This window comes from Bradyrhizobium sp. Arg816 (genome assembly GCF_029989365.1).
GTDB lineage: Bacteria > Pseudomonadota > Alphaproteobacteria > Rhizobiales > Xanthobacteraceae > Bradyrhizobium.
In genome coordinates, this window is sequence record NZ_JAPRAQ010000010.1 from 269,094 (window position 1) to 295,058 (window position 25,965).

Here is a 25,965-nt window from a genome sequence, read left to right on the forward strand (position 1 = left end):
CACCGGGGCGCCCGCCGTGCTTCATCCCGTTTCCACGACCCGGAAATAACCGTCGGCTTGGACGGCGGCTCCGGATGAGGCATTTTGAGGCCGGTAACGCGAGGCAAGAGACCGCATGTCATCCTATTCTGATGATCTCCACCAGGCGGCGCTGGCCTATCACCGTCTGCCGCGCCCCGGAAAGCTCGAGATCCAGGCGAGCAAGCCGCTCGCCAACCAGCGCGACCTCGCGCTTGCCTATTCTCCGGGCGTTGCCGCCGCCTGTACCGAGATCGCCAAGAACCCGGCGGAGGCCGCAACGCTCACCACCCGCGCCAATCTGGTCGCGGTGGTCTCGAACGGCACCGCGGTGCTCGGCCTCGGCAATATCGGCCCGCTGGCCTCCAAGCCGGTGATGGAAGGCAAGGCCGTCCTGTTCAAGAAGTTCGCCGGTATCGACGTGTTCGACATCGAGATCGCCGCCGACACCATTGAGCGCGTGGTCGAGACCGTGGCGGCGCTCGAGCCGACCTTCGGCGGCATCAATCTCGAGGACATCCGCGGACCGGAATGCTTCGAGATCGAGGCGCAGCTGAAGGAGCGCATGAAGATCCCGGTCTTCCATGACGACCAGCACGGCACCGCGATCATCGTCGCCGCCGCCATCACCAATGGTCTCAGGCTGAACGGCAAGAAGCTGTCCGACGTCAAGATCGTGGCGTCGGGGGCAGGGGCCGCCGCGATCGCGACGCTGAACCTGCTGGTGTCGATGGGCGCGCAGCGCAAGAACATCTGGGTCTGCGACATCGACGGCCTCGTGCATGAAGGCCGCAACACCACGATGGACCGCTGGAAGGCAGTCTACGCCCAGAAGACCGACAAGCGCACGCTGGGCGACGTCATCGGCGGCGCCGACATCTTCATCGGGCTGTCGGCACCCGGCGTGCTCAAGCCGGAGATGGCCAAGGCGATGGGCGACAAGCCCCTGATCATGGCGCTCGCCAATCCGACTCCGGAGATCATGCCGGAGGAGGCGCGGAAGGTGCGCCCCGACGCCATGATCTGCACCGGCCGCTCCGACTATCCGAACCAGGTCAACAACGTCCTCTGCTTCCCCTTCATCTTCCGCGGCGCGCTCGACGTCGGCGCCAGCGCCATCAACGAGGAGATGAAGCACGCCGCCGTCGAGGCCATCGCCCAGCTCGCGCGCGAGGCGCCGTCGGATGCGGTCGCGCAAGGCTTTGACACCGGCGAAACGCAGGGCTTCGGCCCGGGCTCGCTGATCCCGAGCCCCTTTGATCCCAGGTTGATTCTGCGCATCGCGCCCGCCGTCGCCAAGGCGGCGATGGAGTCGGGCGTCGCAACGCGCCCCATCACCAACTTCGACGAATACACCGCGCTGCTCGAGCGCTTTGCCTTCCGCTCCGGCCTCGTCATGAAGCCGATGTTCGCCAAGGCCAAGACCCAGCCGGTGCGCGTGATCTACGCCGAAGGCGAGGACGAGCGCGTGCTGCGCGCCACGCAAGTGGTGCTGGAGGAGAAGCTGGCGACGCCGATCCTGGTCGGGCGTCCGTCGGTCGTCGAGGCGCGCATCAAGCGCTTCGGCTTGTCGATCAAGGCAGGCAAGGATTTCGACCTCGTCAATCCCGAGGACGATCCGCGCTATCGTTCTTATGTGCAGTCCTATGTCGAGGTCGCCGGCCGCCGCGGCGTGACGCCGGATGCGGCGCGCACGGTGGTGCGCACCAACAACACGGTGATCGCTGCGCTCGCGGTCACGCGCGGCGAGGCGGATGCCATGCTTTGCGGCGTCGAAGGCCGCTACATGCACCATTTGCGCCATGTCCGCGAGATCATCGGCTTCTCCGCGGGGATCATCGACTATGCGGCACTGGCGCTGCTGATCACCAGCAAGGGCGCCTTCTTCATCGCCGATACGCAAGTTCGGCCCAATCCGAGCGCCGAGGAGCTCGCCGAGATTGCCTCGCTGGCGGCGGTCCACGTCCAGCGCTTCAACATCAAGCCGAAGATCGCCTTCGTCTCGCACTCGGATTTCGGCAGCTACGATACCGAGTCCTCGCGCAAGATGCGCCGGGCGACCCAGCTGTTGAAGGAGAAGCATCCGGAGATCGAGGCCGACGGTGAGATGCAGGGCGACACCGCGCTCTCCGCCGCTGCGCGAAAGATGGTGCTGCCGCACTCCAAGCTCGAGGGCGAGGCCAACATCATGATCATGCCGAGCCTCGACACCGCCAACGTCGCCTATCAGATGATCAAGTCGCTGGCGGATGCGCTCCCCGTCGGCCCGATCCTGATCGGCCCGGCGCGCCCGGCGCATATCCTCACGCCGTCGGTGACGGCGCGCGGCATCCTCAACATGACGGCAGTTGCGGTCGTGGAAGCGCAGGAGCGCGCTTCGCGGCAGCAGCCGACGTTGTTTACGTAGGGATCGACGTTCCGCGAACTCGTCATGCCCGGGCTTGTCCCGCGCATCCACGATCTTCATACCGCGGAGCAAATCGTGGATGGCCGGGTCGAGCCCGGCCATGACGCCGAGAGACTGGTGGTCGAATTCGTTCCGGCCGGTTCGATTTCGCCAGGGAGCGCCACTGCACCGCCCGCGTCGCCAACTTTGAATTGCTCGCAGTTCGCCATTTCCCCGTTTGTAAACCGGCGCACGACTCTTCATAATCGCCCGGTACCCTCGTCAAGACGCCGATTTCAAAAAGCCTGAGCCAAGAGGCCGACCATGCCAGCGTTCGTGACTTTCGGGCGAATCCTGTTCGCCGTGCTGTTCATCTACACGGGCGCGACCAAGCTCTTTGCCATCCAGGCGACGGCCGATTTCATCGCCACCAAGGTGGTGGTGCCTGACATGATCGAGCCCTATGCCAAGCAGATCGAGACGGCGACCGCCATGACTACGCCGCAGCTTCTGGCAATCGCGGTCGGCGGGCTCGAGATCATTGCAGGCCTGATGATCGCATTGAATTTCGGCGCGCGCTTTTTCGCATTGCTCATGATCGTCTACATCGCGGTCTCGACCGTCCTGTTCTCCGATTTCTGGAATCAGGCCGCGCCCGACAACGCCAAGATGGTGGTCGACGCGCTGAAGAATCTCTCGATCATCGGCGCGCTGTTCATGATCATGGGCTATGGCCGCGCTACGCGCTCGGCCGAGACGGCCTACGGGGACGTGTAGGGCTTCGCGCTGATCCCAGCCCGCCCTACGTTCTACGCCACGGCGTAACCGTGACGTCATGCGCTGCGTCGAGCATGTATGGCGCGCCCGGTTTCATCCCGTGTGACGCCAGCACCTCATGCGGCGTCCGCTCCGGCACGCCGACAAAGCAGCCTTCGCCGCCGGGCAGCCGCAGGTGCGGGGCTTCCGAGAGCCAGAAGGTGTCATAGCGTTCCATGAACATGTCGAACACGACCGGGCCGCCGATGATCGCAACGGTGCCGGAGGCGACGTCGGCGAAGGCGCAGGCCTCTTCGACGCTCGCGTGATCCGGATTCCACAGCGTCGCGTTCGGCATTTCGGGATCGACGGTGAGCGCCTTGATCTTGCGGGTCAGGATCAGGCGCTTGCGCTTGGGCGAGTTCGGCTGCTGCTCGTGCGAGCGCCGGCCGTGCACGATCAGCGCGGCCCGATCGAGCGCCTGCTCGAAGAACAGCTTGTCGCCTTCGAACTTCAGGCTGTCAGGCATGACATGACTCGCGTCGGCAAGCATGCCGTCCGCTGAGACGATGACGTAGCCTTCGAACCGGAAAGACAATGTCTATTCTGAAACGGTCGTCACGACGCTGTTGACGGGCCGGTTGCTCACCGTCGGCAGCTTGACGTCCTTGAGCAGCTCCTGGTCGTATTCGGGCAGCGTCGAGGCCGGGAATTTGGCGCGCATCGCCACCACCTTGTAGCCGCCGGCCTTCAGGCGCTTGAGCAGCTCGGGCAGGGCTTCCGCCGTGTGCTTCTGGAAATCGTGCATCAGGATGATGCCCTTGCCTTTGGCGTCGAGCTTCTTCATGACGGTCTCGATCACCTTCTCGGGCTTCGAGGCCTTGAAGTCGAAGGAATCGATATCGCAGGAGAAGATCGCGACGTTGCGGTTGCCGAGATAGGTGACCATCTCCGGCGGATGCTGGAGCGCCGGGAAGCGGAAGAACGGCGAGGGCGAGATGCCGCCGAGCGCCCATTTCACCGCCGAGAATCCCTTCTCGATCTCTTCCTTGCGCTGCGCTTCCGTGAGCTTCTTGTTGTTGAGGTTGGCGTGCGACCAGGTGTGGGCGCCGACGGTGTGGCCGGCCGCATAGACCTGCTTCAGGATCTCCGGCTCATAGGTCGCGTGCTTGCCGATCGAGAAGAAGATGCCGGTGGTGCATTCGTCGGCGAGCGCCTTCAACACCGCGGGCGTGTTCTTTGGCCAGGGGCCGTCGTCGAAGGTCAGCACGACCTCCTTGTCGCGCAGGAAGTCGAGCTCCTTGAAATGCTCGAAGCCGAAGCCCGGACCACCCGTGGTGTCGATCTCGACGGTGCGGGCGACCCCGAGCGCGCCGGGCGTGTTGCAGGCCGCGCGAGCGGGCTGGGGCGCCTGTTTCGGCGGGGGCGGGAAAGCCGCTTGCGTCGGCGCAGCGGCTGCCGCCGCGGGAGCGGGCGCCGGTGCTGCGGCGGGGGCTGCAGCCGGTGCCGCTTGGGTGGCGGCTGCGGGCTTTGCGGCCGGGGTCTGCGACCACGCTGCGCCCGCCATCGCAACCGACATCGCGCTTGCCAAAATCAGTCCTGCCGCCACACGCATGGTGTTGTCCTCGAGATTGATCCCGTTGTTCCGCCGCAGCTTTTCGCCTCTGGCAAAACCATCCTGCCCCTTGATAGTCCTAGCCTAGATGGTGGGCCCTCGTCATTGCAACGGCTGTTTGGCACCCCGCCACAATTGTGCCCAACCGGATGCGGGCTGCGGGTGTCAGCTGTCGGCCAGCGCCTTCGCAATTGCCGTCTTGACCCGCGTGTCCGTCGGATCGACCGCAGACGGAAACACCTCGGCAATGTAGCCGTCGCGCCCGATCAAGTATTTGTGGAAGTTCCAGCGCGGAACGTCGCGGGGGCGCGCCTCGGCCGCCCATTTGTAGAACGGATGCGCCTTGGCGCCGACCACCACGGCCTTGGCCGCGATCGGGAAGGTAACGCCGTATTGGTGGTGCGCGGTCTCCGTGATCTCGCTGGTGCCGCCGGGCTCCTGGCCGCCGAAATCGTTGGAGGGCACGCCGATCACGGTGAGCCCGCGCTCGCGAAACTCGCTCCAGATCTCCTGCAGGCCGGCATATTGCGGAGTGTAGCCGCAGAGCGACGCGGTGTTGACCACCAGCAGTGGCTTGCCCGTGAACGCGGCAAGGCGGATGTCGTCGCCGGATAATGCAGGGAAGGAGAAGGCATAGGCCGAAATCCGGCTCATGCCGCCATCGGCGCGGCTGCGTCCAGCAGAGGCGGTCGTCGCGACAAGCGCGGCGAGCATGGTCCTGCGGTTCAGCATGGCAACGTCCCCCGACGTGATCCGGGACGCACTTTACTGCGTCGGCGCGACGCGCCTGGTCAACACCGCGTTATCGGACGCGGCAAGGCGCCACTTCGCTCGAAAGCGCTCTAGTACAGGCGGACGATGAAGTCAGTGCCTTCGCCGGTCTCGCCCTGGTTGATGCCCTGGTCGGAGACGATGATCGAGCCGCCCGATGTCAGCATCTCGTTAATCTTCGCCATGGTGTCCGCCGGGATCGAGATACGGTCGAGTGCCTCGGCCGGGGTGTCCGGCATGACCACGGGCTTGGCTGTAACGGGCTTGGCGGCGACGGGGATCACGGCGGCGCCGCGCTGGCGGAGTGTCACGCGGCTGTCATCTTCGCGCGCGGCGGCGCGGGCGGAGACCGGCAGCGACACCACCGACCAATGCAGCGCGTTGGTGTCGGTCTTGTCGACCTCGGCGGTGAAGACGTGCGTGCCGAGCGGCCGGTCGCTCGCAGCGATCGTGACGGGAACCTCGAACAGCGGCGCAAAGTTCTGCCGCACGTAGAGCTTGGAATCCTTGCGGCTGATGAACACCGCGATCTGGCCGGCGCGTTTGGGCGTCTCCTGCTTCGCGGCAGGCGCAGGATCGGCGACGCGGGTCTCGTCCTTCTTGGCGTCCGGCGAGGCGGTGAGCGCCGGTGCGGTAGCGGGCGCATCGGGTTTCTTCGCGGGCTCGGCGGCGTCAGCCTTGGGCGCTTCTGCGGCCTCGACGGGCTTTGCGTCGGTGCTTGCGGGCTTGGCGGCTTCTTCCGACTGCGGCTTGACCGGGTCAGATGCCTCGGCGGTCTTTTCAGACTTGGCCTCAACCTTGTCGGCTGGAGCGGCTGCTTCCGCGCGCACCGGTGCATTGCCGGTGGTCACATCCGACATCACGGTATGGCCGACCGACGAACGCAGCTCGAGCGCGCTCTCCGCGCTGGCGGTCTTCGTCTCGACGGGTTTTGCTTCGCTGACGTTGGTTGATGCGGCGCCCTTGTCGGCCTTGTCGCCGACATTGGTCTGGGGCTCCAGGCTGACGGCGGGCTGCGGCGGCACGCGCACCGAGGCGAGCAGGGGATGCGAGAAACTTTGCGGCGACATCTGGCCGGGCGAGACGATCACGCGCGCGCCCATCCTTGTCCAGTTCCACATCTTCACCGCGAACGCCATCGGCATGCGAATGCAACCGTGCGAGGCCGGATAGCCCGGCAGCACGCCGGCATGCATGGCGATGCCGGACCAGGTGATCCGCTGCATGTACGGCATCGGCGCGCCGCTATAGATGTTGGACTGGTGGAATTTGTGCTTCTGGATCACGCTGAACACGCCCATCGGCGTCGAGTGGCCCTTCATGCCTGTCGACACCGGGGATTCCGCGAACACGCCGTGGGTGTCGTAGACCGTCACCTTCTGCCGATCGATCGACACGACGATCACGAGCGGACCTTGCGGCTTGGTGCCGGCTTCCTTCTCGGCGACGACCGCTTTCTTGCCGGCCGTACTGCGCTTCTGAGGCTTCTGCCGGGGAATGTCGGGATAGCGCTCCTGTCGGGCGGCATAGGACCCGTCGGAGTAATCGCTCCAGTAGTAAAACGCCGCGTCCGCCTGGCTGGTCCAGCCAATCGCACCGGCCGCCGTCAAAATGGCGACCTGCCACAGCCGGACCGGCCTGGCAGAAAAACTGGCCCCGTTCACGCTATTCATTCCTCGAATCCACAATCCAACTCAGAAATTAGTCTCGCAGAGGGGATACGCGTTCACTAGCACGGCAGTTCTGCCGCCAGCGACTTTTGTCCATGACGTAGCAAAAAAGCCTCACGGAGCGGTAAACGGCGGCTGCGACGGCTGCCGGTCGTCTTCCTGACCGGCTGTCGCATGCCTACATTGCCGGGACTTGCTACCGGAGAACTTCATGTCATCTCGTTTCCCCGATCTTTCCAGCATCCGCTTGAAAGGCCTCGCTTTATTCCTCCTGTTGCTGGCTGCCCCAGCGAGCTCTGCAATCGCCGCCGACGAGCCGGATCTGATCTTCCGCCGCTCGACCGTGTTCAAATGGATGAGCCCGAATGACAAGCTCGCGACTTACGGCCTCGACGACCCCGAAGTCGAGGGCGTGGCCTGTCATTTCACGGTGCCTGAGAAGGGCGGCTTCAAGGGCTGGCTCGGCCTTGCCGAGGAGGTCTCGGATATCTCGCTGGCCTGCCGCCAGGTCGGTCCGATCAAGTTCAAGACCAAGATGGAGCAGGGCGACGACATGTTCCGCCAGCGCCGCTCGCTGTTCTTCAAGAAGATGCAGATCGTGCGCGGCTGTGACGCCAAGCGCAATGTGCTGGTTTACATGGTCTATTCGGACCGGCTGATCGAGGGCTCGCCGAAGAACTCGACCTCCACGGTGCCGGTCATGCCGTGGGGACCGGCTGACGCAAACGTCCAGAAGTGCGGCGAGTTCTTCACTCAGTGACGCTCTTGCGTTCACTCAGTAATGCGGGTGCGTTCACTCAGTGACGCGCTCGCGTTCACTCAGTGACGAGAGTGCGGCTGGCGCGGCTTTGCGAGATGCGAGCCGGTCAGCCGCACGAATGCTTGTGGCGCGGCCTCGTGGCCGCGGCCCGACTGCAGCGACATTGCCCCGATCGAAGCGACGCGACTGGGTTGCTGGTCGGCACGGTCCGTCCGCAGGTCCGCGTCGCGCGGCGTTGCGCGATCTTGCGCCGTCATGATGGCATCCCTCAACTGAACGCGCCCGGTGGTTCCGGGCTTCTCGGTTTCGATGGCTTGGGTCGCGGTCGAATCGCCCCCGGTTCGACGGAACCCAGCCCTCGTTCGGGCTTTTCTTCAGCAGAAAAACGTAAAATGCATGTGAAGTGCGGAAGGCGCGCGTGTGGCGGCGCGCAGCGTCGGTCTGCTTCCAAGCGCGAGCAGAGCCTGCAAGGCCACTTTCAGACGCGGCGCGGCCCCTCTGAAAAGACTGGGATTTTCCGCTGAATGTTTCGTCGCCTGGGGCGCGACGAAACAATTCTCACAATGACGAAACCATTTTCCGCTTTTGGCGCATCACGCGCGAAACGACGCATGGTTATCAGCTTCGCAACGACGACGGCTCACCGCCGGCCACGGAATTGGGACACGAGAAATGCGCACGCTCAGCTTCATCCTTGCCTTCGCTTTCGTGCTCGCCGGCTCTTCGTTCGCGGGGGCGCCGGACGGCAATCTCCCGGGTGTCGGCACCTTCCAGTACAGCGGCTCGCCGGTCACCACCACGGCGCCGCAGCCGATCGTGGTCGCAGCGCGTTTCTGATCGACAGCCAAGAAAAATAGCAAGAAAATCACAAGAAAAACCAGCCGATAAAGGCCATCATGATTGTCCGATTCTGCGCCGCAGCGTTTGTTTCGCTTCTGACGATCAGCGCTGCGCATGCGCAGGTGCGCGCTCCCTCCAGACTACCGGATCCCCGCAGCGAGTTCGTGCGTCAGTGTGCGCCGCGGATGCTCGGGCGCTGGGAGCACCCCGAGGAGGTCTGCGGCTGCCTGCATGATCACGCCGCTGCGGCCGTCGAGGACCGCGATCTGCGCGAGGCGCTGTTGCGCGGCATCAGCGAGACCGGCGTGCCGACGATCGAGACTGATTGGGTTCCCGCGTCCAAGCAGGGCGAGATCGGCTCAACCTTCACCAAGATCGCCAAACCGACCTTGCAGTGCATGTTCGACCCGGCGAAGTCGTAATCATCACTTCGATTTCGGACCGTAGCGAGGCACGCAGGCGGTGGTTCGCGCCACACCCTTGTCGGTCATTCTCGCGCCGCGCACTTCCTTGACCTGCCCGGCGGGGCAGGTTCCATCATCCACTTGCACCCGCTGGCCGAGCTTGAGATCGGTGATGTCCTGTTCACGTCCGACAGTGACGGCATGCGCTGCCGTCGCGAGGGCGACCGAGATCAGCAGCGAGAGGCAGGTCGCGCGGCGCAGCAGCATGATGTGAGGTCCCAGCATCGATGCCGCAATGTAGGGAGCGGCAGGCGATTCTCATAGCGAACGTTTCTCATAGTGAACGTTCGTCACGCCCGCCGGGCCGATTTGCTCCTCGCGCGCAGGGCGCTGCGCGACTCCAGCGCGAGCCGTTCGGCGGAGGCCACGAGTTGCGGAACCGCGTGGCCGGAAAATCCCAGCACGAACCCGGGCAGGGGACGCGCGCGCGAATAGGTGTCGGCCAGCAGCCAGCCTTCCGCGCCTGCCGCCTTCTTGGCCTCTGCCGCCGCCGACAGCTTGACCGACGGATCGAACCGGGCGACGAGGTGCAGCCCTTGCGACGGCACAGGCACCGACAGCGCACCGTCGGATGCCGCTTCCAGCGTCTCGGCCAGCGCGTCGCGCGCCTCGCGATAGAGCTTTCGCACCCGCTTCAGGTTCGCGGCGAACGCGCCGGAATTGAGCATGTCGGCCACCGCGCCCTCCATCAGCGTGCCGGGAAAGCGGTCGAGCGCGGCGCGCGCGGCCGTGACGTCAGCGATCAGGCGCTCGGGCAGCGCGCAATAGCCGATGCGCAGGCCCGGAAACAGCGTCTTGGCGAACGTGCCCATGTAGATCACGCGCTGGAGATGATCGATGCCGGCAAGCGACATCAACGGCGCGCCATCATAGCGGAACTCGCTGTCGTAATCGTCCTCGAGCACGAAGGCGCCGGCCTGCCTCGCCCAATCCAGCAGCTCCAGCCGTCGCGGCATCGACATCTGCACGCCCAGCGGAAACTGGTGCGACGGCGTCACATAGGCCGCGCGTGCGGACGATGCGGCGGTGCGGCCCTTGGCGACAAATATCCCGTGCTCGTCGACGGGAACGGGTACGGCGCGATAACCGCAATGCGAAATGGTTTTTCGCGCGGCGGGGTAACCCGGGTCCTCGCACCAGACCTGGTCGTTGGGCTTCAGGATCGCGCTCAGCACGATGCGCAGCGCATGCAGCGTGCCCGATGTCAGCATGATCTGATCGGGATCGCAGCGCAGGCCACGCGCCGACAGCAGATGATCGGCGATCGCGGCGCGCAGCTCGCGGCTGCCGCGCGGATCGCCATAATGCAGATGCTCGGACCCGAATGCGCGCATGCGCCGCCCGACGAAAGCGCGAAAACGCTGCACGGCGCGCTCGTCGATATGCGTGCAGCCGAGCGCGAACGCGCCTTGCCGTGGTGCCTCGACCATGATCTTCGCTCTCTTCGGCTCGACCGCCGGTGCGGGAATCCGCGTGGCGACGAAGGTGCCGGAGCCGACGGTCGCCGCGGCAAAGCCGTCGGCGATCAGCCGTTCATAGGCCGTGACGACGGCGTTGCGGCGGAAGCCGGTCTGCTTGGCCAGCGTCCGCGACGGAGGCAGCGGTTCGCCGGGTTTTACGAGGCCAGAGACGATCATGTCGCACAACGCCTGGTACAGCCGGTGCGCCGACGACGCGCCCGCCGTGATGTGCGGGCCGGTGAGGTCGAGAGGCAACTCCGCCTTGGCGGGCGCGGACGAATTGGTCGGAATTTTTCGCATGGAATTGGCACTATCGCAGACCAAATCCGTGGCTACAACTCTCCTGGAATTGTTCCAAGCCCGACAGGAGCGGCCGTGAGCCAGACCGAAAGCCAGAATTCCTATCCGACGTCAGCGCGCAACCAGGTCAAGCGCCGTCACGACCGCGGCTTCTACGATCACGAGATAGTTCACCGCATCCTGGATTCCTCGATGCTCTGTCACGTCTCCTATGTCATCGACGGCCAGCCCTATTGCACGCCGACCTTCTTCTGGCGCGAGGGAACGAAGCTGTACTGGCACGGCTCGAGCGCCAGCCGCATGCTGCGCAACCAGACCGGGGGCGAGCGCGTCTGCCTGACGGTCGCCCATCTCGACAGCCTCGTGCTCGCGCGCTGCGGCTTCAACCATTCCGCCGACTACCGCGCGGTGATGGCTTTCGGCACCGCCTATCTCGTCACCGACCCCGAGGAAAAGGAGCGGGCCGTGATCGCCATGGTCGATCGCTTCTTCCCGGATCGCACCGCGAGCCTGCGTCAGAGCAGCGCGCAGGAGATCAAGGCGACGTCCTTCATCGCAATGGAGATCGAGGAGGCCTCGGCCAAAGTCCGCGCCAAGGGTGTGGCTGACGACGACGAGGACTACGAATTGCCGATCTATGCCGAGCGCATCCCCGTGCGCACCGTCTTGGGCGCGCCGGAGCCGTGCCCGCGCCTGCTGGATGGTGTAACCCGGCCTGTGACGCTGAATGGCTATTCGGAAGGCCGGCTGCTCGAAGATGCATTGCGGGATGCTTATTTTGTGGAGTACCCGAACGACTGAAATCGGCTAGCTTGCGCGCACCGTTGACCAATTGGATGCCCGGAGTAGCCTGATGAATGCCGACACGCAGCAGAGGATTCTTGACGCCGTCGATGCCGGCTTCGAAGCCCAGCTTGCGACCACAAGCGATTTCGTCGCGATCCCTTCGACCCGCGGGGCGGAGGGGCCGTGCCAGGACATGATCGGCGACCTCCTGCGCGCGCGCGGCTACGAGGTCGACGACTGGCACATCAATGTCGATGAGCTCAAGGATCTGCGCGGCTTCGGCCCGATCGAGCATGATTTCTCCAAGGCGCGCACGGTGGTTGGCACCTACCGTCCGCAAACGAATGACGGCAAATCGCTGATCCTCCAGGGGCACTGCGACGTGGTGCCCGCGGGGCCGCTGGAGCTATGGGACACGCCGCCATTCTCGCCCGTCATCAAGGACGGCAAGATGTTCGGCCGCGGCGCCTGCGACATGAAGTCGGGCACGATCGGCGCACTCTACGCGCTGGATGCGATCAAGGCGGCGGGGTTCAGGCCGACGGCGCGGATCCACTTCCAGTCTGTGATCGAGGAGGAGAGCACCGGCGTCGGCGCGCTCTCGACATTGCAGCGCGGCTATCGTGCCGACGCCTGCTTCATCCCGGAGCCGACCGGCGGCAAGATGGTGCGCTCGCAGGTCGGCGTGATCTGGTTTCGCCTGCGCGTGAAGGGCCATCCGACCCACGTTGCCTTCGCCGGCTCCGGCGCCAACGCCATCATGGCGGCCTATCATTTGATCCAGGCGCTGCAAAAGCTCGAGATCGAGTGGAACGAGCGCGCGAAAGCCGATCGGCACTTCAACACGCTGAACCATCCCATCAACTTCAACCCCGGCATCATCAAGGGCGGCGACTGGGCCTCCAGTGTGCCGGCCTGGTGCGACGTCGATTGCCGTATCGCCGTCCTGCCGGGTTGGTCGATCGCCGATCACCAGAAGGAGATCATGGCCTGCGTTGCGGCTGCCGCGCGCAACCACCGCTTCCTCGCCAACAATCCGCCGGAGGTCGATTGGTCGGGCTTCCTGTCGGAGGGGTATGAACTGACCGACGCCGCGGAGCCCGAGGCCGCGTTCGGCAAGGCCTTCAACACCGTCTATGGCGGCGAAATCGAAGACCTCGTCTTCACCGCGCTGACCGACACCCGCTTCTACGGCCTCAATCACGGTATCCCGAGCCTCTGCTTCGGCGCGAGCGGCGGCGAGATGCACGGCTTCAATGAGTTCGTCGACCTGGAGTCGCTGAAGAAGTCGACCAAGGCGATGGCCTTGTTCATCGCGGATTGGTGCGGGGTGGAGAAGGCGTAGCGGTCGAGATCTCGTAGGGTGGGCAAAGGCGCTCTTGCGCCGTGCCCACCATCTCTCTTCGATCTTGCACGAAAGGGTGGGCACGCTTCCGCCTTTGCTCTTCGAGCTACGGCGGACAAGTCGCTTTGCCCACCCCACGGCATCTCGGCTGGGGCGACCGCTGCCCGAAACACGGGCGCGTCCAAATGCTTTAAGCTTAAAAGAAAGACTAGGACGCCGTCCTGACTGGTGGCAGACTGGCGCCCAGTTCGATGGCCGAATCCTTGGGTGTCACGATGCGCGATTGGGATGATGCTTATGCCAATTCGGCCCATATCGCGGGCTCGGACAAGATGCCGGCCCAATGGGCGGAGCGGGCGGCGGCTTACCGCGCCGGCCTGAAGGACTTCCGCGCGGACGTCGCCTACGGCCCGGGCGAGCGCCAGCGTCTCGACCTGATCCTGCCCGACGGCGACAGCAAGGGCCTCGTCGTCTTCGTGCACGGCGGCTACTGGATGCGCTTCGACAAGTCGACCTGGACCGATCTGGCCGAAGGCGCGCGGCATCACGGCTGGACGGTGGCGCTGCCGAGCTACACGCTGACGCCGGCCGCGCGCATCTCCGACATCACCGCAGAGATCACCGCCGCGATCACCAAGGCGGCCTCGCTCGTCTCCGGCCCGATCCGGCTTGCCGGCCATTCCGCGGGCGGCCATCTCGTCACGCGCATGCTGTGCAACGACGGCCGGCTCGAGCCGGCCGTCTACAACCGGATCGCCGGCACGCTCTCGATCAGCGGCTTGCATGATCTGCGTCCGCTGCTCAACACGAAGATGAACGACACGCTGCGCATGACCATGGAGGAGGCGACGCTTGAAAGCGCGGCGCTGCACCTGCCGCGGGGACATTCGCCGGTCACGGCCTGGGTCGGCGGCGGCGAGCGGCCCGAATTCATGCGTCAGTCCGATCTGATCGCCAATGTCTGGACCGGCTTCGACGTGCCGACGCGCCTGGTCGTCGATCCCGGGCTCAACCATTTTACGGTGATCGACGGACTGAAGGATCCGTCGTCCCCGATCACCGCGCGGCTGATCGGCCTCGACTGACGCGGCGAGGATCGATCGATCGAAAGGGCCTGCCATGACGTCCAGCGATTACGATCCCACGAGCGAAGGCGCCGAGACCGATTTCGCCCGGCGTATGTCCTACGGCGACTATCTGGCGCTGGATGCGATCCTCGGCGCGCAGCATCCGCTCTCGGAAGCCCATGACGAGATGCTGTTCATCATCCAGCATCAGACCACGGAGCTGTGGATGCGGCTTGCCATCCACGAGCTCAGCGCCGCGCGCCGCGCCATCGCCAGGGACGAAGTGCAGCCCGCGATGAAGATGCTGGCGCGGATGTCGCGCATCTTCGAGCAGCTCAACGGTGCCTGGGACGTACTGCGCACCATGACGCCCAGCGAGTATACGCGCTTCCGTTCGCAGCTTGGCCAGTCCTCGGGCTTCCAGTCGCGTCAGTACCGGCTGATCGAATTTCTGGTCGGCAACCGCAACCACGCCATGCTCAAGCCGCATGCGCACGATGTGGAAACGACCAGGCTGCTCGAAGGCGAGCTTGCCACGCCGAGCCTGTACGACGAGGTGCTGCGGCTCGCCGACCGCAACGGGCTCAAGATGCCCGCGTCCGTGCTGGCGCGCGACGTTCGCGAGACCCATAGCTTCAACGAGGGCGTGCTCCAGGCCTGGCGGATCGTCTACGAAGCGCCGGAAACGCATTGGATGCTCTACGAACTTGCCGAGAAGCTGGTCGACTTCGAGGACTACTTCCGGCGCTGGCGCTTCAACCATGTCACGACGGTCGAGCGCGTCATCGGCTTCAAGCGCGGCACCGGCGGCACCGGCGGTGTCAGCTATCTCAAGCGCATGCTGGAGGTCGAGCTGTTCCCCGAGCTCTGGCGCGTCCGCACGGTTCTGTAGAGATCCCATGACCAAGCTTCGCGTCTATGACGACACCAGGGCCTTGTTCCATTTGCCTGACGGCGTGATCTATCTCGACGGCAATTCGCTCGGCGCGCTGCCGCTGGGCGTCGCCGAGCGCGTCAGCCACGTCATCACGACCGAGTGGGGCAACGAGCTGATCCGCGCCTGGAACAGTGCGGGCTGGTACGTCCAGCCGCGCCGCGTCGGCGATCGCATCGCGCGATTGGTCGGTGCGGAGACCGGCTCCGTGATGGTCGGCGATACGCTCTCGCTCAAGGTCTACCAGGCACTCGCCGCCGCGCTCGACATGAACGCATCGCGCAAGGTCGTGCTATCAGACACCGGAAACTTTCCGACCGATCTCTACATGGCCGAGGGGCTGATTGCGACGCTCGGCCGCGGCCATCAATTGCGCCTGGTGGCGCCGGAGGAGATCGAGGTCGCGTTGTCGGAGGAGATTGCGGTCCTCTACATCACCGAGGTCGACTATCGCACCGGACGGCGCCACGACATGGCGACGCTGACCGCAAAGGCGCATGCGCTCGGCATCGTCACCGTCTGGGACCTCGCGCATTCGGCTGGAGCGCTGCCTGTCGATCTCGCTGGCTGCGGCGCCGATTTCGCCGCCGGCTGCACCTACAAATACATCAACGCCGGCCCCGGGGCGCCGGCCTTCCTCTACGTCGCGCCGCGCCACGCCGACGGCGTGCGCGCCGCGCTGTCGGGGTGGATGGGCCACGCAAAACCGTTTGCGTTCGAGCTTGGCTACGCGGCGGCCGGCGGCGTCGAGCGCATGCGCGTCGGCACCCCGCCGGTGCTCGCAATGGCGGCGCTGGAGGCCTCGCTCGACATCTGGGACAGGGTCGATATCGCGGAGGTGCGCGCCCGTTCGCTGGCACTCGGCGATCTCCTGATCGCCGAGGTCGAACGCCGCTGCCCGGAGCTCAAGCTCGTCACCCCGCGCGCGCACGAGCGCCGTGGCTCACAAGTCTCCTTCGCGTTCGACGGCGGCTACGCCGCCATGCAGGCCCTGATCGCCCGCGGCCTCATCGGCGATTTCCGCGCGCCTGACATCATGAGGTTCGGGATTACACCGCTCTACATTGGGGAGAGCGAGATCATGCGAGCAGCCGAGATCATTGAGGAGGTGATTGCAGGCGAGGTGTGGCGCCGTCCGGAATATCAGGTGGTGAATGCGGTGACGTGAGGGTGCGAGCGCTGCCTCAGCCGTCATTGCGAGGAGCTCTTGCGACGAAGCAATCCAGAATCCCTCTGCAGAGGCACTCTGGATTGCCTCGCTTCGCTCGCAATGACGGCGGAGGGATCAGGAGCCCGTCTCCCACAACGCCGTCACGATCGCATCGAGCCCATCCGTCAGCGCCGCCGGCCCCGGCTGCAAGATGATCGGCGACTTGATCTCGACGATGCGGTCGTCGCGCACGGCCGGAATTTCGCTCCAGCCATCGCGCTGCTTGATCCGGGCAGACACCACCTTCTTGCCGCACCAGGAGGCGAGGATCACGTCGGGCAATGCCTCGCGCACCGCCTCCGCCGAGACGATGCGATCCTTTGCCGCCTGCCGCTGTCGCAGCTCCGGAAACACATCCTCACCGCCGGCGATCTCGATCAACTCGGACACCCAGCCGATGCCGGAGATCAACGGATCGTCCCATTCCTCGAAATAGACCTTTGGCCGCGCCGAGGGGCGAGGTGTTTCCGCTATCTCTGCGAGGCGCCGTTCAAGCCCGTGAGCGAGTACCTCGGCGGGCTCAGCCGCGCCGACCAGCGCGCCGAGCGTGCGGATCATTGCCAGGATCCCGGCAATGTCGCGCTGATTGAAAACATGGACGTCGACGCCCGCGCGCACGAGGTCGGCGACGATGCCGGCCTGGAGGTCGGAGAAGGCCAGCACCAGCTCCGGTTCCAGCGCCAGGATCTTCGGGATGTCCGCGGAGACGAAGGCCGACACCCGTGGCTTCTCCCGCCGTACCTGGGGCGGGCGGACGGCGTAGCCGGAGACGCCGACGATGCGGTCCTGCTGGCCGAGCAGGTACAGCGTTTCGACCGTCTCTTCGGTCAGGCAGACGATGCGGCGGGGCGGGAAGTGGCGCATGGGATTAGCATATGCGCAAATGCCGTCACCGATGTCAGCAGGGCCATTACCTCGGACGTCATTGCTTTGCCGCCCGAAGCAATTCACGCTGAGACAACAATGAATTGGGAGGAGATCCGATGACGCCGCTCGAGAAACTTAAAGCGATGAAGATGCCGTTTGCCGAGCTCAAGGGCGTCGAATTCGTCGAGGCCGAGAAGGACCGAGTGGTGGCGCGGATGGCGGTCAGGCCCGACCTCTGCACGCTTCACCACACCATCCACGGCGGCGCGGTGATGGCGCTCGCCGATTCCGTCGGTGCCGCCGCGACCGTGATCAATCTGCCGGAGGATGCCAAGGGCACCACGACGCTCGAGAGCAAGACCAACTTCATCGGCGGGGCGAAGGAGGGAACCACGGTTATCGCCACGGCGACACCGGTCCATCGGGGACGGCGGACCCAGGTCTGGACCACCCGGCTGGAGACCGATGACGGCAAGCTGGTCGCCGTGGTCACCCAGACTCAGCTGGTCCTCGTATGACTACGGGGGCTTGATTTTATTAACGAATTAGTCGTCTCCGATGCCTGAAACTTGGGCAGGTTCCCGTCTTGCAAAACATGCTGCGGCGCACAATATTGGGGGCCTAGGGATTCGAACGCCTCCTCGAGGGACACCAAGAGGAGTTTTGACGTGGTACTTGAAGACACGACCCGCACGACGCCCGTTCCGGGCTATGTGCGGACCTTGAGCCAGCAGGAAGAATTGCCGCTTCTGCGCGATCACCTCCTGCGACTTGATTCCGCAAGCCGGCACGACCGTTTCAACGGCTTTCTCGACGACAGCTTCATCGAGCGTTACGCCGCCCGCTGCGCCGAGGACGGTACCGTGATTGTCGCCTACATCGTCGACGGCGTGGTCCGTGGTGCAGCCGAGCTGCATCCGCCGGAGGACGATTCGCTGCCCGAGGTCGCCTTCAGCGTGGAAGCTTCGGCGCGGCGCCAGAACGTCGGCACCATCTTGTTCAGCCGGCTGATCGCGGAAGCGCGCTGGAAAGGCTACAAGCGCCTGCGCATCACCACCGGCGCCGAGAATCACGCCATGCGGGCGCTCGCGAGGAAGTTCGGAGCGAATCTGCAATTCCGTCATGGCGAATCGACCGGCACGATCGATCTCGCCAAGACGCCTGAGGCCGAGCTCGCTGAACTCGCGGCCTCGCCCTTCACGGCTGGCCACGCTCTTCTCAGCTTCAACTCGACCTGCTGGAAGATCATCTCCAGCATGTACGGCAATCGCGCCGCCTAGATCGAAAAGCGGACTGGAATCAAAAAGCGGACCGGCAAAACCGGTCCGCTTTCGTATTGGGGATAGGGAATTAAGCGCTCAGGTACCGGTGCGCTTGTCGTTGCCGAAGCGGCGGACGACACGGCGTTCGACCACCACCGAGCGCTGCGCACCCTGTTCGCCTGCGATCACGCGCGTGGCGGTGATGCGGCCGTTGGTGCGGGCCTGCTTCTTCACCTCGGCCTGCACGATTTCGAGCGGCATCCCCATCAGCGCTGAGGCGATCTCTGCCTGCTGCTCCTGATCGTCGGTGATGCCGACGGCGGCGAAGATCGCCTCGTCCAGAGTCGGCGGATCGTGGCGCACGCGCCGCGTGCCATATTTGGTATTCCAGTCTGCGCTCATAACGGCCTCGGTTTGATGCCGGGATACCTAGTGCCGGAGATGTTGCATTGCAATATGAATTTGGTGTGGCATCACAGCTATGCGCTCACAGATTTGCGAGCTTGCTGGCCTCATAAAGGTCGAGCGTGGTCGGCCCTGCGGCCAGTGAGCGCAGGGCGCGCACGAACTCGCCGGACGCGGGTACCGCAAAGTGGGCGGCGAGCGCGGCGCGGTCGGCCCATTGCTCGAAGAACACCAGCCTGAGCGGGTTCTCGCAGTCGACATGCACTGCATGGGAGATGCAGCCGGGCTCCTGTCGCGACCGATGAACATGCTCGAGGCTCAGGCGGCGCGCCTCGTCGAACGTCTCGGTGCGGACCGTTACGCTGCCAGTCACAACGATCATGCGATGTCTCCCGACGTGATTTCCGTTAGGGCGGCGATGCCTCGCGGGGCGTTTCTCTCATCGGTGCCTGCGGCCAGCGTTTCAGCGCCGCGTGTCCGGCCTCGGTCAGCCCGTAGATTCCCCGGTCCGCACGTTCGAACCAGCCATACACATTGTTAAGCAAGATCTTGCCGGCATCGGGACAGCGTTCGCGCAATTCGCGCACCTTTCGTGGCCCACCGGCGAGTTCCGACGCACAGGCCAGCGCCTGCTGGCGATAGGCCGTCATGATCGGCGCGCGCGTGCTGCCGCCGAGCACGGGATCGCCCTGGCGGCGCTGATGTTCGGCGACCAGGCGCGAACGGACCTTCGGCTCGCGGCGCGGCGCTGCCGTCGGTGGCTTCACCAGCACCTCGACCTGGCCGCGGTCGGTCACCCCAAGCATACCGAAGCCGAGGCGGCGGCAGAGGTTGCGATAGCGCGCATCGCTCTCGCGCCCCTTGCCACGCACGGACATCTTTGCGGCGATCCAGACCTCGTCGCCGGCGGGCGCGCGGTCGACGGCCTGGAGGATCAGCTCGAGATTGAAGGCGAGCTTGAGCTCGCCAATCACCACGACAGGCGGATCGCCGGCGCTGAGACCGACGAGGTCGCAGCCGCCGATCTCGCCCTTGACCGTGAAGCCGAGCTCTTCGAGGAAGCGTTTGACGGGTAGATAAAGCGCGGTTTCCAAGGAAAGCGTCCGGGTCTTGCGTTCCGATCCGAGAATCAGTTGCTACCAGTCTAGCTCGGAACGCATTTGTGGCTCTGTGCCATTTGATCGGGAACCGATGGTACGGCTATCCTGCGAGCGGGACAGTCGGGCGCTTTACGAAGATGACAATCAGGAATGGGCTCTATCACATTCGCATCGAGATGCTGGATGCCGTCCAGGGCGGCAACCAGGGCGTCATGGTCCTGCGCGACGGCAACATGCGAGGTGGCGATTCATTCTTCTTCGCCTATGGCAGCTACGCCGCGGCCGACGGCAAGTGGAAGGGCGAGCTGACCAACGAGGAGCATTCGCCCTCGTTCGACGAGCGCCCGGTGTGGGGTCGCAAGGTCGTGACCATCGGCTTCAGCGGCACCTACACCGGCGAGACCGCCTATGGCGAAGGCATCGCGCTCGCCGGCAAGCAGAGCATCCGCTTCAAAGGCAATCTGCGGTTATTGGTGCCGGACTAGACCCGGCCGCTCACCGGGATCAGCGCGCCGGTGACGCCGCTCGCGGCGTCGCTGGTGAGGAAGAGGATCACCTCGGCGAGTTCCTGCGGTGTTACCCATTTGGAGAAATCCGCTTTCGGCATGTCGGCACGGTTGGCCTTGGTGTCGATGATCGATGGCAGCACCGCGTTCACGGTCACCTTGCCCTTCCACTCGTTGGCAAGCGCCTCGGTGAGGCGATGCACGCCGGCTTTCGACGCCGCATAGGGGCCCATGCCGGAACCTGCCTGAAGCGCGCCCATGGCGCCGATATTGACGATGCGACCGGCCCCGGATGCGGCGAGATGCGGTAGCGCGGCGCGCGAGGTGTTGAGGGCCGTGAGCTCGTTGAGCGCATACATGCGCTGCCAGGTCTTGATGTCGCCTTCGCCGACGGTCTCGAACGCGAAGCCGCCGGCGATGTTGATCAGCGCATCCAGCCTGCCGAAGTGCTTTGCCGCCGCCTCGACCGCCGTCTTCGCTTGTGCTGGGTCGGACAGATCGACGCCGCCGATCTCGATGCGTTCGGGCGTTGCTGGCATCTGCGAGGGCGCGTGATCGATGCCGGCCACGCGCGCGCCCCGCGCCAACGCCGTCTCGGCGACAACCTTGCCAAGTGCGCCGAGCGCGCCCGTCACGACAATGACTTTTCCCTGCACGGCGCTCTCCGTCGTTTCAATTCGCGCCAACTATTGCGCGCGGTGAATTGGACTTGCAATGGCGGCGGCTTCCAAATTGGGCTATAAATGCAACTTTAGATGGTTGAGGAGGTTGTTTCATGGCTGACAATTTGCCGACCCTCGAGTTTCCCGCTGCGATCGTTGATCTGCAGTACCCGCTGGAGAATTTCAGGAAGGCATTGGGCGGAAAGGGGCCCGTGCGCATCGTGGCGATGGGGTCGTCCTCGACGGCCGGACTCGGCAACGTCGTTGCATATCCCGCGCGGCTCGAGCTGTATTTGAGAAAACACTATAAGGATGATGACCTCCATAAAGACATCCGGATCGACGTGTTCAACCGCGGCAAGGGCGGTGAAGATGCGCCACAGGAAGTGGATCGGTTCAACGACGATATCTTTGCCGACAATCCTTCCCTGGTGCTCTGGCAAGTCGGAACCAACGCTGTGTTTCGCAAGGAGCAATTCGACTTCGATGAAGTGGTTGGGAAGATCGCCGAGGGATTGAAGCTCCTGCGCGGTCACCCGACCATGGACGTCATTCTGATCGACCCGCAATACGTGACAGCCATGATCGAGGACAATGCCGAGCTTTCGGAGAAGATGGTCTCGGCAATCCGGACCGCGGCGAAAGACGCCAAGGTCAATTTGTTCCAGCGCTGGGCGCTGATGCGGCATTGGCACACGTACAACAACGCGACGTTCGAGCAGCTAATCGCGCCTGACGATGAGTTGAAGCTGCATCAGAGCGATTGGAGCACGATGCATGTTGCGCGCGCTCTTCGTTCGGCGATCCTAACGAAGACCGGCGTGACACAAAGATGCCCGTGTCTGATTACGATTTGAGATAGCGCTCTTTCAGCGCGGTCCGCTCGGCCGTGCCCAGCTTGAGCCCATCGCGCAAATAGGTCTCGATATCGCCGTACTCCCTGCCGACGGCCTCGAACGCAGCGGCAAGATACGAGGCCTCGACGCTGCCAATGGCGTTGCGCACGTCGTCCGGCAGGTCGATGGCGGCCGTCGCGTCGCGCCTGTAGTGCTGGTTGGTCAACAGGTAGTCCTCGGCAATGACCTCGTCGGCCACACCGAGCGCATGCAGGATCAGCGCGCTGGCAAAGCCGGTGCGGTCCTTGCCGGCGGTGCAGTGGATCACCAGCGGCGCGCGGTCCTCCAGGAGATGGCCGAACAGGTCGCGAAAGCTGTGCGTGTTGTGGCGGACATAGTTGCGGTAGGACTCCCGCATGAGTTCGAGCGCGACCGGCGCGGTGAGCCTGCCCTTGGCAAGCTCGGCGCGCAGCGCGGCCACGACGGTCGGCTCGATCGGGAGCGAATGCACCGTGATCTCGTTCACGACGCAGACGCCGGCCGCGCGCTCCTCGACGCCGCGAAAATCGAAGGCGCTACGCACACCCAGCGCACGGACGATCTCGACGTCGGCGGCCGTGAGCTGGCCGAGATGGTTGGAGCGGAAGATGTGGCGCCAGCGCGTGGTGCGGCCATCGATGGTCGGATAGCCGCCGAGGTCGCGAAAATTGCTGGCGCCTTGCAGGGCGAGGTGGCGGGCAGGGGAATCTGGCATGAGATCAGCTTGGGTTATGTTTCCACTGGACGCACTACGGCGTCCTTGAGTGCATTCAGGGGGCAATCATGGGCCGGCACAAGGCCATTGTCTTGGCGATCACCGTGCTGTCGGGCGGAATTCTCGGTGCGGGACAGGCGGATGCGCAGACGTTCCGGACCTATCGCTGCGCCGATGGTACGCAGTTCATCGTGGGATTTTATGACGATGATAAACGCGCCTTTCTCCAAATCGACGGCGAACCTGTCACGCTGGAGAGGCGGCTGGCGCTTTCTGGCGCGCGCTATTCGGGGGCAGGGATCACGCTGAGGATCGGCAAGACGGGAGCGACCACGGTCAAGCATCTGAAGCGGCCGGTCACGGCCTGTGCGGTGATCGAAAAGCCCGCGCTCTAGCCGGGAGGCCACCAGGAATCAAAAAGGGCCGAAACCTCGTTGTTTCGACCCTTTTTCAAACTTCCGTCGGACGCTTGCGCGAGCGCGGCGGTATCATACCAAACACAAACATTAGCGTTCCCATTTGGGCTTTGCTTCGTCGACCGCATCCTGGTGGTACCAGCTGTCGCTGCAGATCGAGACGTTCGCGGGAAGCGAAGCATGATCGGCGGGAAGGCGGGTGTCGCCATGGCGGCGTCCGGCGAGAGCCGCGCGGCCCCCGACAGGGAATTGGTAGATCGTTGCAGATCCGTGATTCAGACCATTATTCATCATTGCGATTGCTCCTGGGTCGAAGCGCCTTGGCCTCCATGGTGCGCCCGACTCGTTCGATTGTGGTTACTGGATTCCCCATATCGGCCGCGCATCCCGAATTGGAAAGTGCTGAAAAGGAAATCAGTTGCTGCCTAATCTGTGGGCATGTGACCCTCTGCATCCCCTAAGGCACCCTGTCGGTGGCTAACGCCTGGGCCATTCCAAAGGTTGCTAGGCACAGGCGCAAGACTTTGCGAAAGTTGCCGGACGTTGATGCGCGTTTCATCGGCAACCTCCGGCAACGGTGCGTCTGCTCCAGAATCAGGCGTTTTCCGCGGGATTTTTGCAGTGCAGCTTCACGCGAAGGTGCGCGGCTATGACGCATGCCGCCGGGGACGGTTTGCCGTCGGCGGGCCGATCCCGGCCGCGGTGGAAAACCTCCCGCACTGCGGCCTTTTGGCACGCAAAATGCTTGTAGAGGGTCGGCCGATGATGGCCGGGTACAAACGTGCGGGGGCTCTCAACCCCACCTTTCGCATCATCTACAGAGAGGCTCAATGACCAAGTATAAGCTCGAGTACATTTGGCTCGACGGATATACGCCGACTCCGAACTTGCGCGGCAAAACACAGATCAAGGAATTCGCGTCGTTCCCGACGCTCGAGCAGCTTCCGCTCTGGGGCTTCGATGGCTCCTCCACGCAGCAGGCCGAAGGCCACAGCTCCGATTGCGTGCTGAAGCCGGTCGCCGTGTTCCCGGACGGCGCGCGCACCAACGGCGTGCTCGTGATGTGCGAAGTCATGATGCCCGATGGCAAGACCCCGCACGCCTCCAACAAGCGCGCCACCATCCTCGATGACGCCGGCGCCTGGTTCGGCTTCGAGCAGGAATACTTCTTCTACAAGGACGGCCGTCCGCTCGGCTTCCCGGCCTCGGGTTATCCCGCGCCGCAGGGTCCGTACTACACCGGCGTCGGCTTCTCCAACGTCGGCGACGTCGCCCGCAAGATCGTCGAAGAGCATCTCGACCTCTGCCTGGCTGCCGGCATCAACCATGAAGGCATCAACGCGGAAGTCGCGAAGGGCCAGTGGGAATTCCAGATCTTCGGCAAGGGCTCCAAGAAGGCCGCTGACGAAATGTGGATGGCCCGCTACCTGATGCTGCGCCTGACCGAGAAGTACGGCATCGACATCGAATTCCACTGCAAGCCGCTCGGCGACACCGACTGGAACGGCTCCGGCATGCACGCCAACTTCTCGACCGAGTACATGCGTACGGTCGGCGGCAAGGAGTACTTCGAGGCGCTGATGGCGGCCTTCGACAAGAACCTGATGGACCACATCGCCGTCTACGGCCCGGACAACGACAAGCGTCTGACCGGCAAGCACGAGACCGCGCCGTGGAACAAGTTCAGCTACGGCGTTGCCGATCGCGGCGCGTCGATCCGCGTGCCGCACTCCTTCGTCAACAACGGCTACAAGGGCTATCTGGAAGACCGCCGTCCGAACTCGCAGGGCGACCCATACCAGATCGCTTCGCAGATCCTGAAGACGATCGCGTCCGTGCCCGCCGACAAGAAGGCCGCGGCCTAAGATCCTCCCGGCCCGGGCCGGGGGGCCGGCCCGGGTTGGTCTTCAATCCGCCGGAGCTGCAAAGCTCCGGCGGATTTTTGCATTCCGATGACAGCCGTTGTTGTGGGTCTGCCGGCCATGCCGGCTTGAAGTCTGTCCATCGCCGGCGAAACCGGGATAGAATGTCCCGGGATGCGCGGGGCCGGGGACACGGCTGGTGTTTGAAGGCTTCTACAAGGTGCGATTTCAGCTCGGCGACGCGGTCGGCCGGAGCGTGATGCATGTCGGCAATGGCAAGATGCTCGGCGGCAATTCGGCCTTCGCTCATATCGGCACCTATGAGAGGACTGAAGCCGGCGTCGACGTCGTCATCATGACAGTCCGCCACAACCCGGACCCGAACTACCGCGCCATGGCGGGCACCGACGATGCGACCTTGCTTGCGAAGGGCTGGGCCGACGGCGATCTCTTTCGCTTCAAGGGCGAGCTGAAAGAGCTGCCGGGCGTGCCGTTCCAGTCGGTGATGACGCCGATCACCGAAGACGAGGTGCCGATCGCGGGCGGGGTCGGCGAGGCCGGCATCGCCGACGGGCTCTATTCGGTGCACCTGCACATGCTCGACGGCGTCGATGGCGGCCTGACCGGCGTGATGCTGCTCAACCAGGGCCGCATCCTCGGCGGCGATGCCTCGTTCTACTATCTCGGCAGCTACACCGCGGCCAAGGGGCGCTGGAAGGGCCAGATCCTCAACCAGGAGCACACGCCGGCCAAGGACGATCCGATCTTCGGCGGCCACGAGGTCGGCATCGGTTTCTCCGGCACCTATGACGCGGAGCAGGCGGTGCTGGAGGCAACGGCGCTGGCCGGCAAGCGCAGCCTGCGCCTGACCGCCGCGCTCAAGCTGATGCATCGCGCCTGATCGCGACAGGAA

At 64.5% G+C, this 25,965-nt stretch carries 31 protein-coding genes; 17 read left to right on the forward strand and 14 right to left on the reverse strand.

Translation table 11 applies throughout. The annotated features are described in order from the left end of the window. Window positions 1-115: 115 nt before the first annotated feature. Together OWC48_RS25265 and OWC48_RS25270 are read left to right on the forward strand one after the other, a co-directional pair. Window positions 116-2,425 (forward strand): NADP-dependent malic enzyme, encoded by a 2,310-nt coding sequence (locus OWC48_RS25265; protein WP_282522381.1) that lies wholly within the window; start codon window positions 116-118, stop codon window positions 2,423-2,425. Window positions 2,426-2,728: 303 nt separating this feature from the next. Further along, on the forward strand, window positions 2,729-3,181 hold the full coding sequence (locus OWC48_RS25270) for a DoxX family protein (RefSeq protein WP_282522382.1): 453 nt from the start codon (window positions 2,729-2,731) through the stop codon (window positions 3,179-3,181). A gap of 25 nt (window positions 3,182-3,206) precedes the next feature. Here the strand turns inward: OWC48_RS25270 and OWC48_RS25275 are convergent, their stop codons facing one another. From OWC48_RS25275 to OWC48_RS25290, 4 genes are all read right to left on the reverse strand, one after another. After that, window positions 3,207-3,758: a dihydrofolate reductase gene (locus OWC48_RS25275; RefSeq protein ID WP_282522383.1), complete on the reverse strand. Its 552-nt coding sequence runs from the start codon at window positions 3,756-3,758 to the stop codon at window positions 3,207-3,209. Window positions 3,759-3,761: 3 nt separating this feature from the next. Continuing rightward, the gene (locus tag OWC48_RS25280) at window positions 3,762-4,775 is read right to left on the reverse strand and encodes a polysaccharide deacetylase family protein (protein ID WP_282522384.1); all 1,014 of its coding nucleotides are present in this window, start codon (window positions 4,773-4,775) and stop codon (window positions 3,762-3,764) included. Between the two features lie 165 nt (window positions 4,776-4,940). After that, window positions 4,941-5,507: a glutathione peroxidase gene (locus tag OWC48_RS25285; RefSeq protein ID WP_282522385.1), complete on the reverse strand. Its 567-nt coding sequence runs from the start codon at window positions 5,505-5,507 to the stop codon at window positions 4,941-4,943. A gap of 110 nt (window positions 5,508-5,617) precedes the next feature. After that, complete coding sequence (locus tag OWC48_RS25290; protein ID WP_282522386.1) at window positions 5,618-7,219, reverse strand: L,D-transpeptidase; 1,602 nt, start codon at window positions 7,217-7,219, stop codon at window positions 5,618-5,620. Window positions 7,220-7,427: 208 nt separating this feature from the next. Between OWC48_RS25290 and OWC48_RS25295 the strand changes: the two genes are divergently transcribed. Continuing rightward, window positions 7,428-7,976 carry a CreA family protein gene (locus OWC48_RS25295; protein WP_282522387.1) on the forward strand — a complete coding sequence of 183 codons (549 nt, stop codon included), beginning with the start codon at window positions 7,428-7,430 and terminating at the stop codon, window positions 7,974-7,976. Between the two features lie 59 nt (window positions 7,977-8,035). On the opposite strand, the gene OWC48_RS25300 is transcribed toward OWC48_RS25295, so the two are convergent. After that, window positions 8,036-8,233, reverse strand: coding sequence for a hypothetical protein (locus OWC48_RS25300; RefSeq protein ID WP_282522388.1), 198 nt, complete (start codon window positions 8,231-8,233; stop codon window positions 8,036-8,038). A 415-nt stretch (window positions 8,234-8,648) separates the two neighbouring features. Between OWC48_RS25300 and OWC48_RS25305 the strand changes: the two genes are divergently transcribed. Continuing rightward, on the forward strand, window positions 8,649-8,813 hold the full coding sequence (locus tag OWC48_RS25305) for a hypothetical protein (protein WP_166096179.1): 165 nt from the start codon (window positions 8,649-8,651) through the stop codon (window positions 8,811-8,813). A gap of 59 nt (window positions 8,814-8,872) precedes the next feature. Then, entirely contained in the window at window positions 8,873-9,238 is a 366-nt protein-coding gene (locus OWC48_RS25310) for a hypothetical protein (protein WP_028147797.1), read from the forward strand. A gap of 3 nt (window positions 9,239-9,241) precedes the next feature. Here the strand turns inward: OWC48_RS25310 and OWC48_RS25315 are convergent, their stop codons facing one another. Both OWC48_RS25315 and OWC48_RS25320 read right to left on the reverse strand, forming a co-directional pair. After that, complete coding sequence (locus tag OWC48_RS25315) at window positions 9,242-9,487, reverse strand: DUF6719 family protein (RefSeq protein ID WP_282522389.1); 246 nt, start codon at window positions 9,485-9,487, stop codon at window positions 9,242-9,244. Between the two features lie 83 nt (window positions 9,488-9,570). Next, complete coding sequence (locus OWC48_RS25320; RefSeq protein WP_282522390.1) at window positions 9,571-11,040, reverse strand: PLP-dependent aminotransferase family protein; 1,470 nt, start codon at window positions 11,038-11,040, stop codon at window positions 9,571-9,573. A 75-nt stretch (window positions 11,041-11,115) separates the two neighbouring features. Between OWC48_RS25320 and OWC48_RS25325 the strand changes: the two genes are divergently transcribed. The 5 genes from OWC48_RS25325 to kynU all read left to right on the forward strand — a co-directional run bounded on the left by OWC48_RS25325 (window position 11,116) and on the right by kynU (window position 16,340). After that, window positions 11,116-11,841 carry a pyridoxamine 5'-phosphate oxidase family protein gene (locus OWC48_RS25325; protein ID WP_282522391.1) on the forward strand — a complete coding sequence of 242 codons (726 nt, stop codon included), beginning with the start codon at window positions 11,116-11,118 and terminating at the stop codon, window positions 11,839-11,841. A gap of 52 nt (window positions 11,842-11,893) precedes the next feature. Next, window positions 11,894-13,171, forward strand: coding sequence for an ArgE/DapE family deacylase (locus OWC48_RS25330; RefSeq protein WP_282522392.1), 1,278 nt, complete (start codon window positions 11,894-11,896; stop codon window positions 13,169-13,171). A gap of 275 nt (window positions 13,172-13,446) precedes the next feature. Then, window positions 13,447-14,256, forward strand: a complete 810-nt coding sequence (locus OWC48_RS25335; protein ID WP_282522426.1) for an alpha/beta hydrolase — start codon at window positions 13,447-13,449, stop codon at window positions 14,254-14,256. A gap of 34 nt (window positions 14,257-14,290) precedes the next feature. Continuing rightward, complete coding sequence (gene kynA / locus OWC48_RS25340; protein WP_282522393.1) at window positions 14,291-15,130, forward strand: tryptophan 2,3-dioxygenase; 840 nt, start codon at window positions 14,291-14,293, stop codon at window positions 15,128-15,130. Window positions 15,131-15,137: 7 nt separating this feature from the next. Continuing rightward, a complete protein-coding gene (gene kynU, locus OWC48_RS25345; RefSeq protein WP_282522394.1) occupies window positions 15,138-16,340 on the forward strand; it encodes a kynureninase in 1,203 nt (400 codons plus the stop codon). Between the two features lie 117 nt (window positions 16,341-16,457). Here the strand turns inward: kynU and OWC48_RS25350 are convergent, their stop codons facing one another. Further along, window positions 16,458-17,246, reverse strand: a complete 789-nt coding sequence (locus tag OWC48_RS25350; RefSeq protein WP_282522395.1) for a cobalamin-binding protein — start codon at window positions 17,244-17,246, stop codon at window positions 16,458-16,460. Window positions 17,247-17,365: 119 nt separating this feature from the next. Here OWC48_RS25350 and OWC48_RS25355 point away from each other — a divergent pair, with 119 nt between their 5' ends. Both OWC48_RS25355 and OWC48_RS25360 read left to right on the forward strand, forming a co-directional pair. Beyond that, the gene (locus OWC48_RS25355) at window positions 17,366-17,767 is read left to right on the forward strand and encodes a PaaI family thioesterase (RefSeq protein ID WP_282522396.1); all 402 of its coding nucleotides are present in this window, start codon (window positions 17,366-17,368) and stop codon (window positions 17,765-17,767) included. 150 nt (window positions 17,768-17,917) lie between these two features. Beyond that, a complete protein-coding gene (locus OWC48_RS25360; RefSeq protein WP_282522397.1) occupies window positions 17,918-18,529 on the forward strand; it encodes a GNAT family N-acetyltransferase in 612 nt (203 codons plus the stop codon). Between the two features lie 78 nt (window positions 18,530-18,607). On the opposite strand, the gene OWC48_RS25365 is transcribed toward OWC48_RS25360, so the two are convergent. The 3 genes from OWC48_RS25365 to OWC48_RS25375 all read right to left on the reverse strand — a co-directional run bounded on the left by OWC48_RS25365 (window position 18,608) and on the right by OWC48_RS25375 (window position 20,010). Then, window positions 18,608-18,913 (reverse strand): hypothetical protein, encoded by a 306-nt coding sequence (locus OWC48_RS25365; RefSeq protein WP_282522398.1) that lies wholly within the window; start codon window positions 18,911-18,913, stop codon window positions 18,608-18,610. Between the two features lie 85 nt (window positions 18,914-18,998). Beyond that, window positions 18,999-19,298: a putative quinol monooxygenase gene (locus OWC48_RS25370; protein ID WP_282522399.1), complete on the reverse strand. Its 300-nt coding sequence runs from the start codon at window positions 19,296-19,298 to the stop codon at window positions 18,999-19,001. A 25-nt stretch (window positions 19,299-19,323) separates the two neighbouring features. After that, on the reverse strand, window positions 19,324-20,010 hold the full coding sequence (locus OWC48_RS25375) for a DUF2161 domain-containing phosphodiesterase (RefSeq protein WP_282522400.1): 687 nt from the start codon (window positions 20,008-20,010) through the stop codon (window positions 19,324-19,326). 143 nt (window positions 20,011-20,153) lie between these two features. Between OWC48_RS25375 and OWC48_RS25380 the strand changes: the two genes are divergently transcribed. Next, complete coding sequence (locus OWC48_RS25380) at window positions 20,154-20,501, forward strand: GrlR family regulatory protein (protein WP_282522401.1); 348 nt, start codon at window positions 20,154-20,156, stop codon at window positions 20,499-20,501. Here the strand turns inward: OWC48_RS25380 and OWC48_RS25385 are convergent. After that, window positions 20,498-21,178 carry an SDR family oxidoreductase gene (locus tag OWC48_RS25385; protein ID WP_282522402.1) on the reverse strand — a complete coding sequence of 227 codons (681 nt, stop codon included), beginning with the start codon at window positions 21,176-21,178 and terminating at the stop codon, window positions 20,498-20,500. The genes OWC48_RS25380 and OWC48_RS25385 overlap by 4 nt on opposite strands. A 119-nt stretch (window positions 21,179-21,297) precedes the next feature. Between OWC48_RS25385 and OWC48_RS25390 the strand changes: the two genes are divergently transcribed. After that, complete coding sequence (locus OWC48_RS25390) at window positions 21,298-22,041, forward strand: SGNH/GDSL hydrolase family protein (RefSeq protein ID WP_282522403.1); 744 nt, start codon at window positions 21,298-21,300, stop codon at window positions 22,039-22,041. Here the strand turns inward: OWC48_RS25390 and OWC48_RS25395 are convergent. Continuing rightward, a complete protein-coding gene (locus tag OWC48_RS25395; RefSeq protein ID WP_282522404.1) occupies window positions 22,031-22,774 on the reverse strand; it encodes a tyrosine-protein phosphatase in 744 nt (247 codons plus the stop codon). The two genes, OWC48_RS25390 and OWC48_RS25395, sit on opposite strands and share 11 nt — an antisense overlap. A gap of 68 nt (window positions 22,775-22,842) precedes the next feature. On the opposite strand from OWC48_RS25395, the gene OWC48_RS25400 reads away from it, so the two are divergent. Then, window positions 22,843-23,169 carry an MliC family protein gene (locus tag OWC48_RS25400; protein ID WP_282522405.1) on the forward strand — a complete coding sequence of 109 codons (327 nt, stop codon included), beginning with the start codon at window positions 22,843-22,845 and terminating at the stop codon, window positions 23,167-23,169. Window positions 23,170-23,280: 111 nt separating this feature from the next. Here the strand turns inward: OWC48_RS25400 and OWC48_RS25405 are convergent, their stop codons facing one another. Then, a complete protein-coding gene (locus tag OWC48_RS25405) occupies window positions 23,281-23,484 on the reverse strand; it encodes a DUF2735 domain-containing protein (RefSeq protein WP_282522406.1) in 204 nt (67 codons plus the stop codon). Window positions 23,485-24,020: 536 nt separating this feature from the next. Between OWC48_RS25405 and OWC48_RS25410 the strand changes: the two genes are divergently transcribed. Together OWC48_RS25410 and OWC48_RS25415 are read left to right on the forward strand one after the other, a co-directional pair. Beyond that, window positions 24,021-25,055: a glutamine synthetase beta-grasp domain-containing protein gene (locus tag OWC48_RS25410; RefSeq protein ID WP_008129886.1), complete on the forward strand. Its 1,035-nt coding sequence runs from the start codon at window positions 24,021-24,023 to the stop codon at window positions 25,053-25,055. 196 nt (window positions 25,056-25,251) lie between these two features. Next, window positions 25,252-25,953 carry a GrlR family regulatory protein gene (locus tag OWC48_RS25415; protein ID WP_282522407.1) on the forward strand — a complete coding sequence of 234 codons (702 nt, stop codon included), beginning with the start codon at window positions 25,252-25,254 and terminating at the stop codon, window positions 25,951-25,953. Window positions 25,954-25,965: the final 12 nt, after the last annotated feature.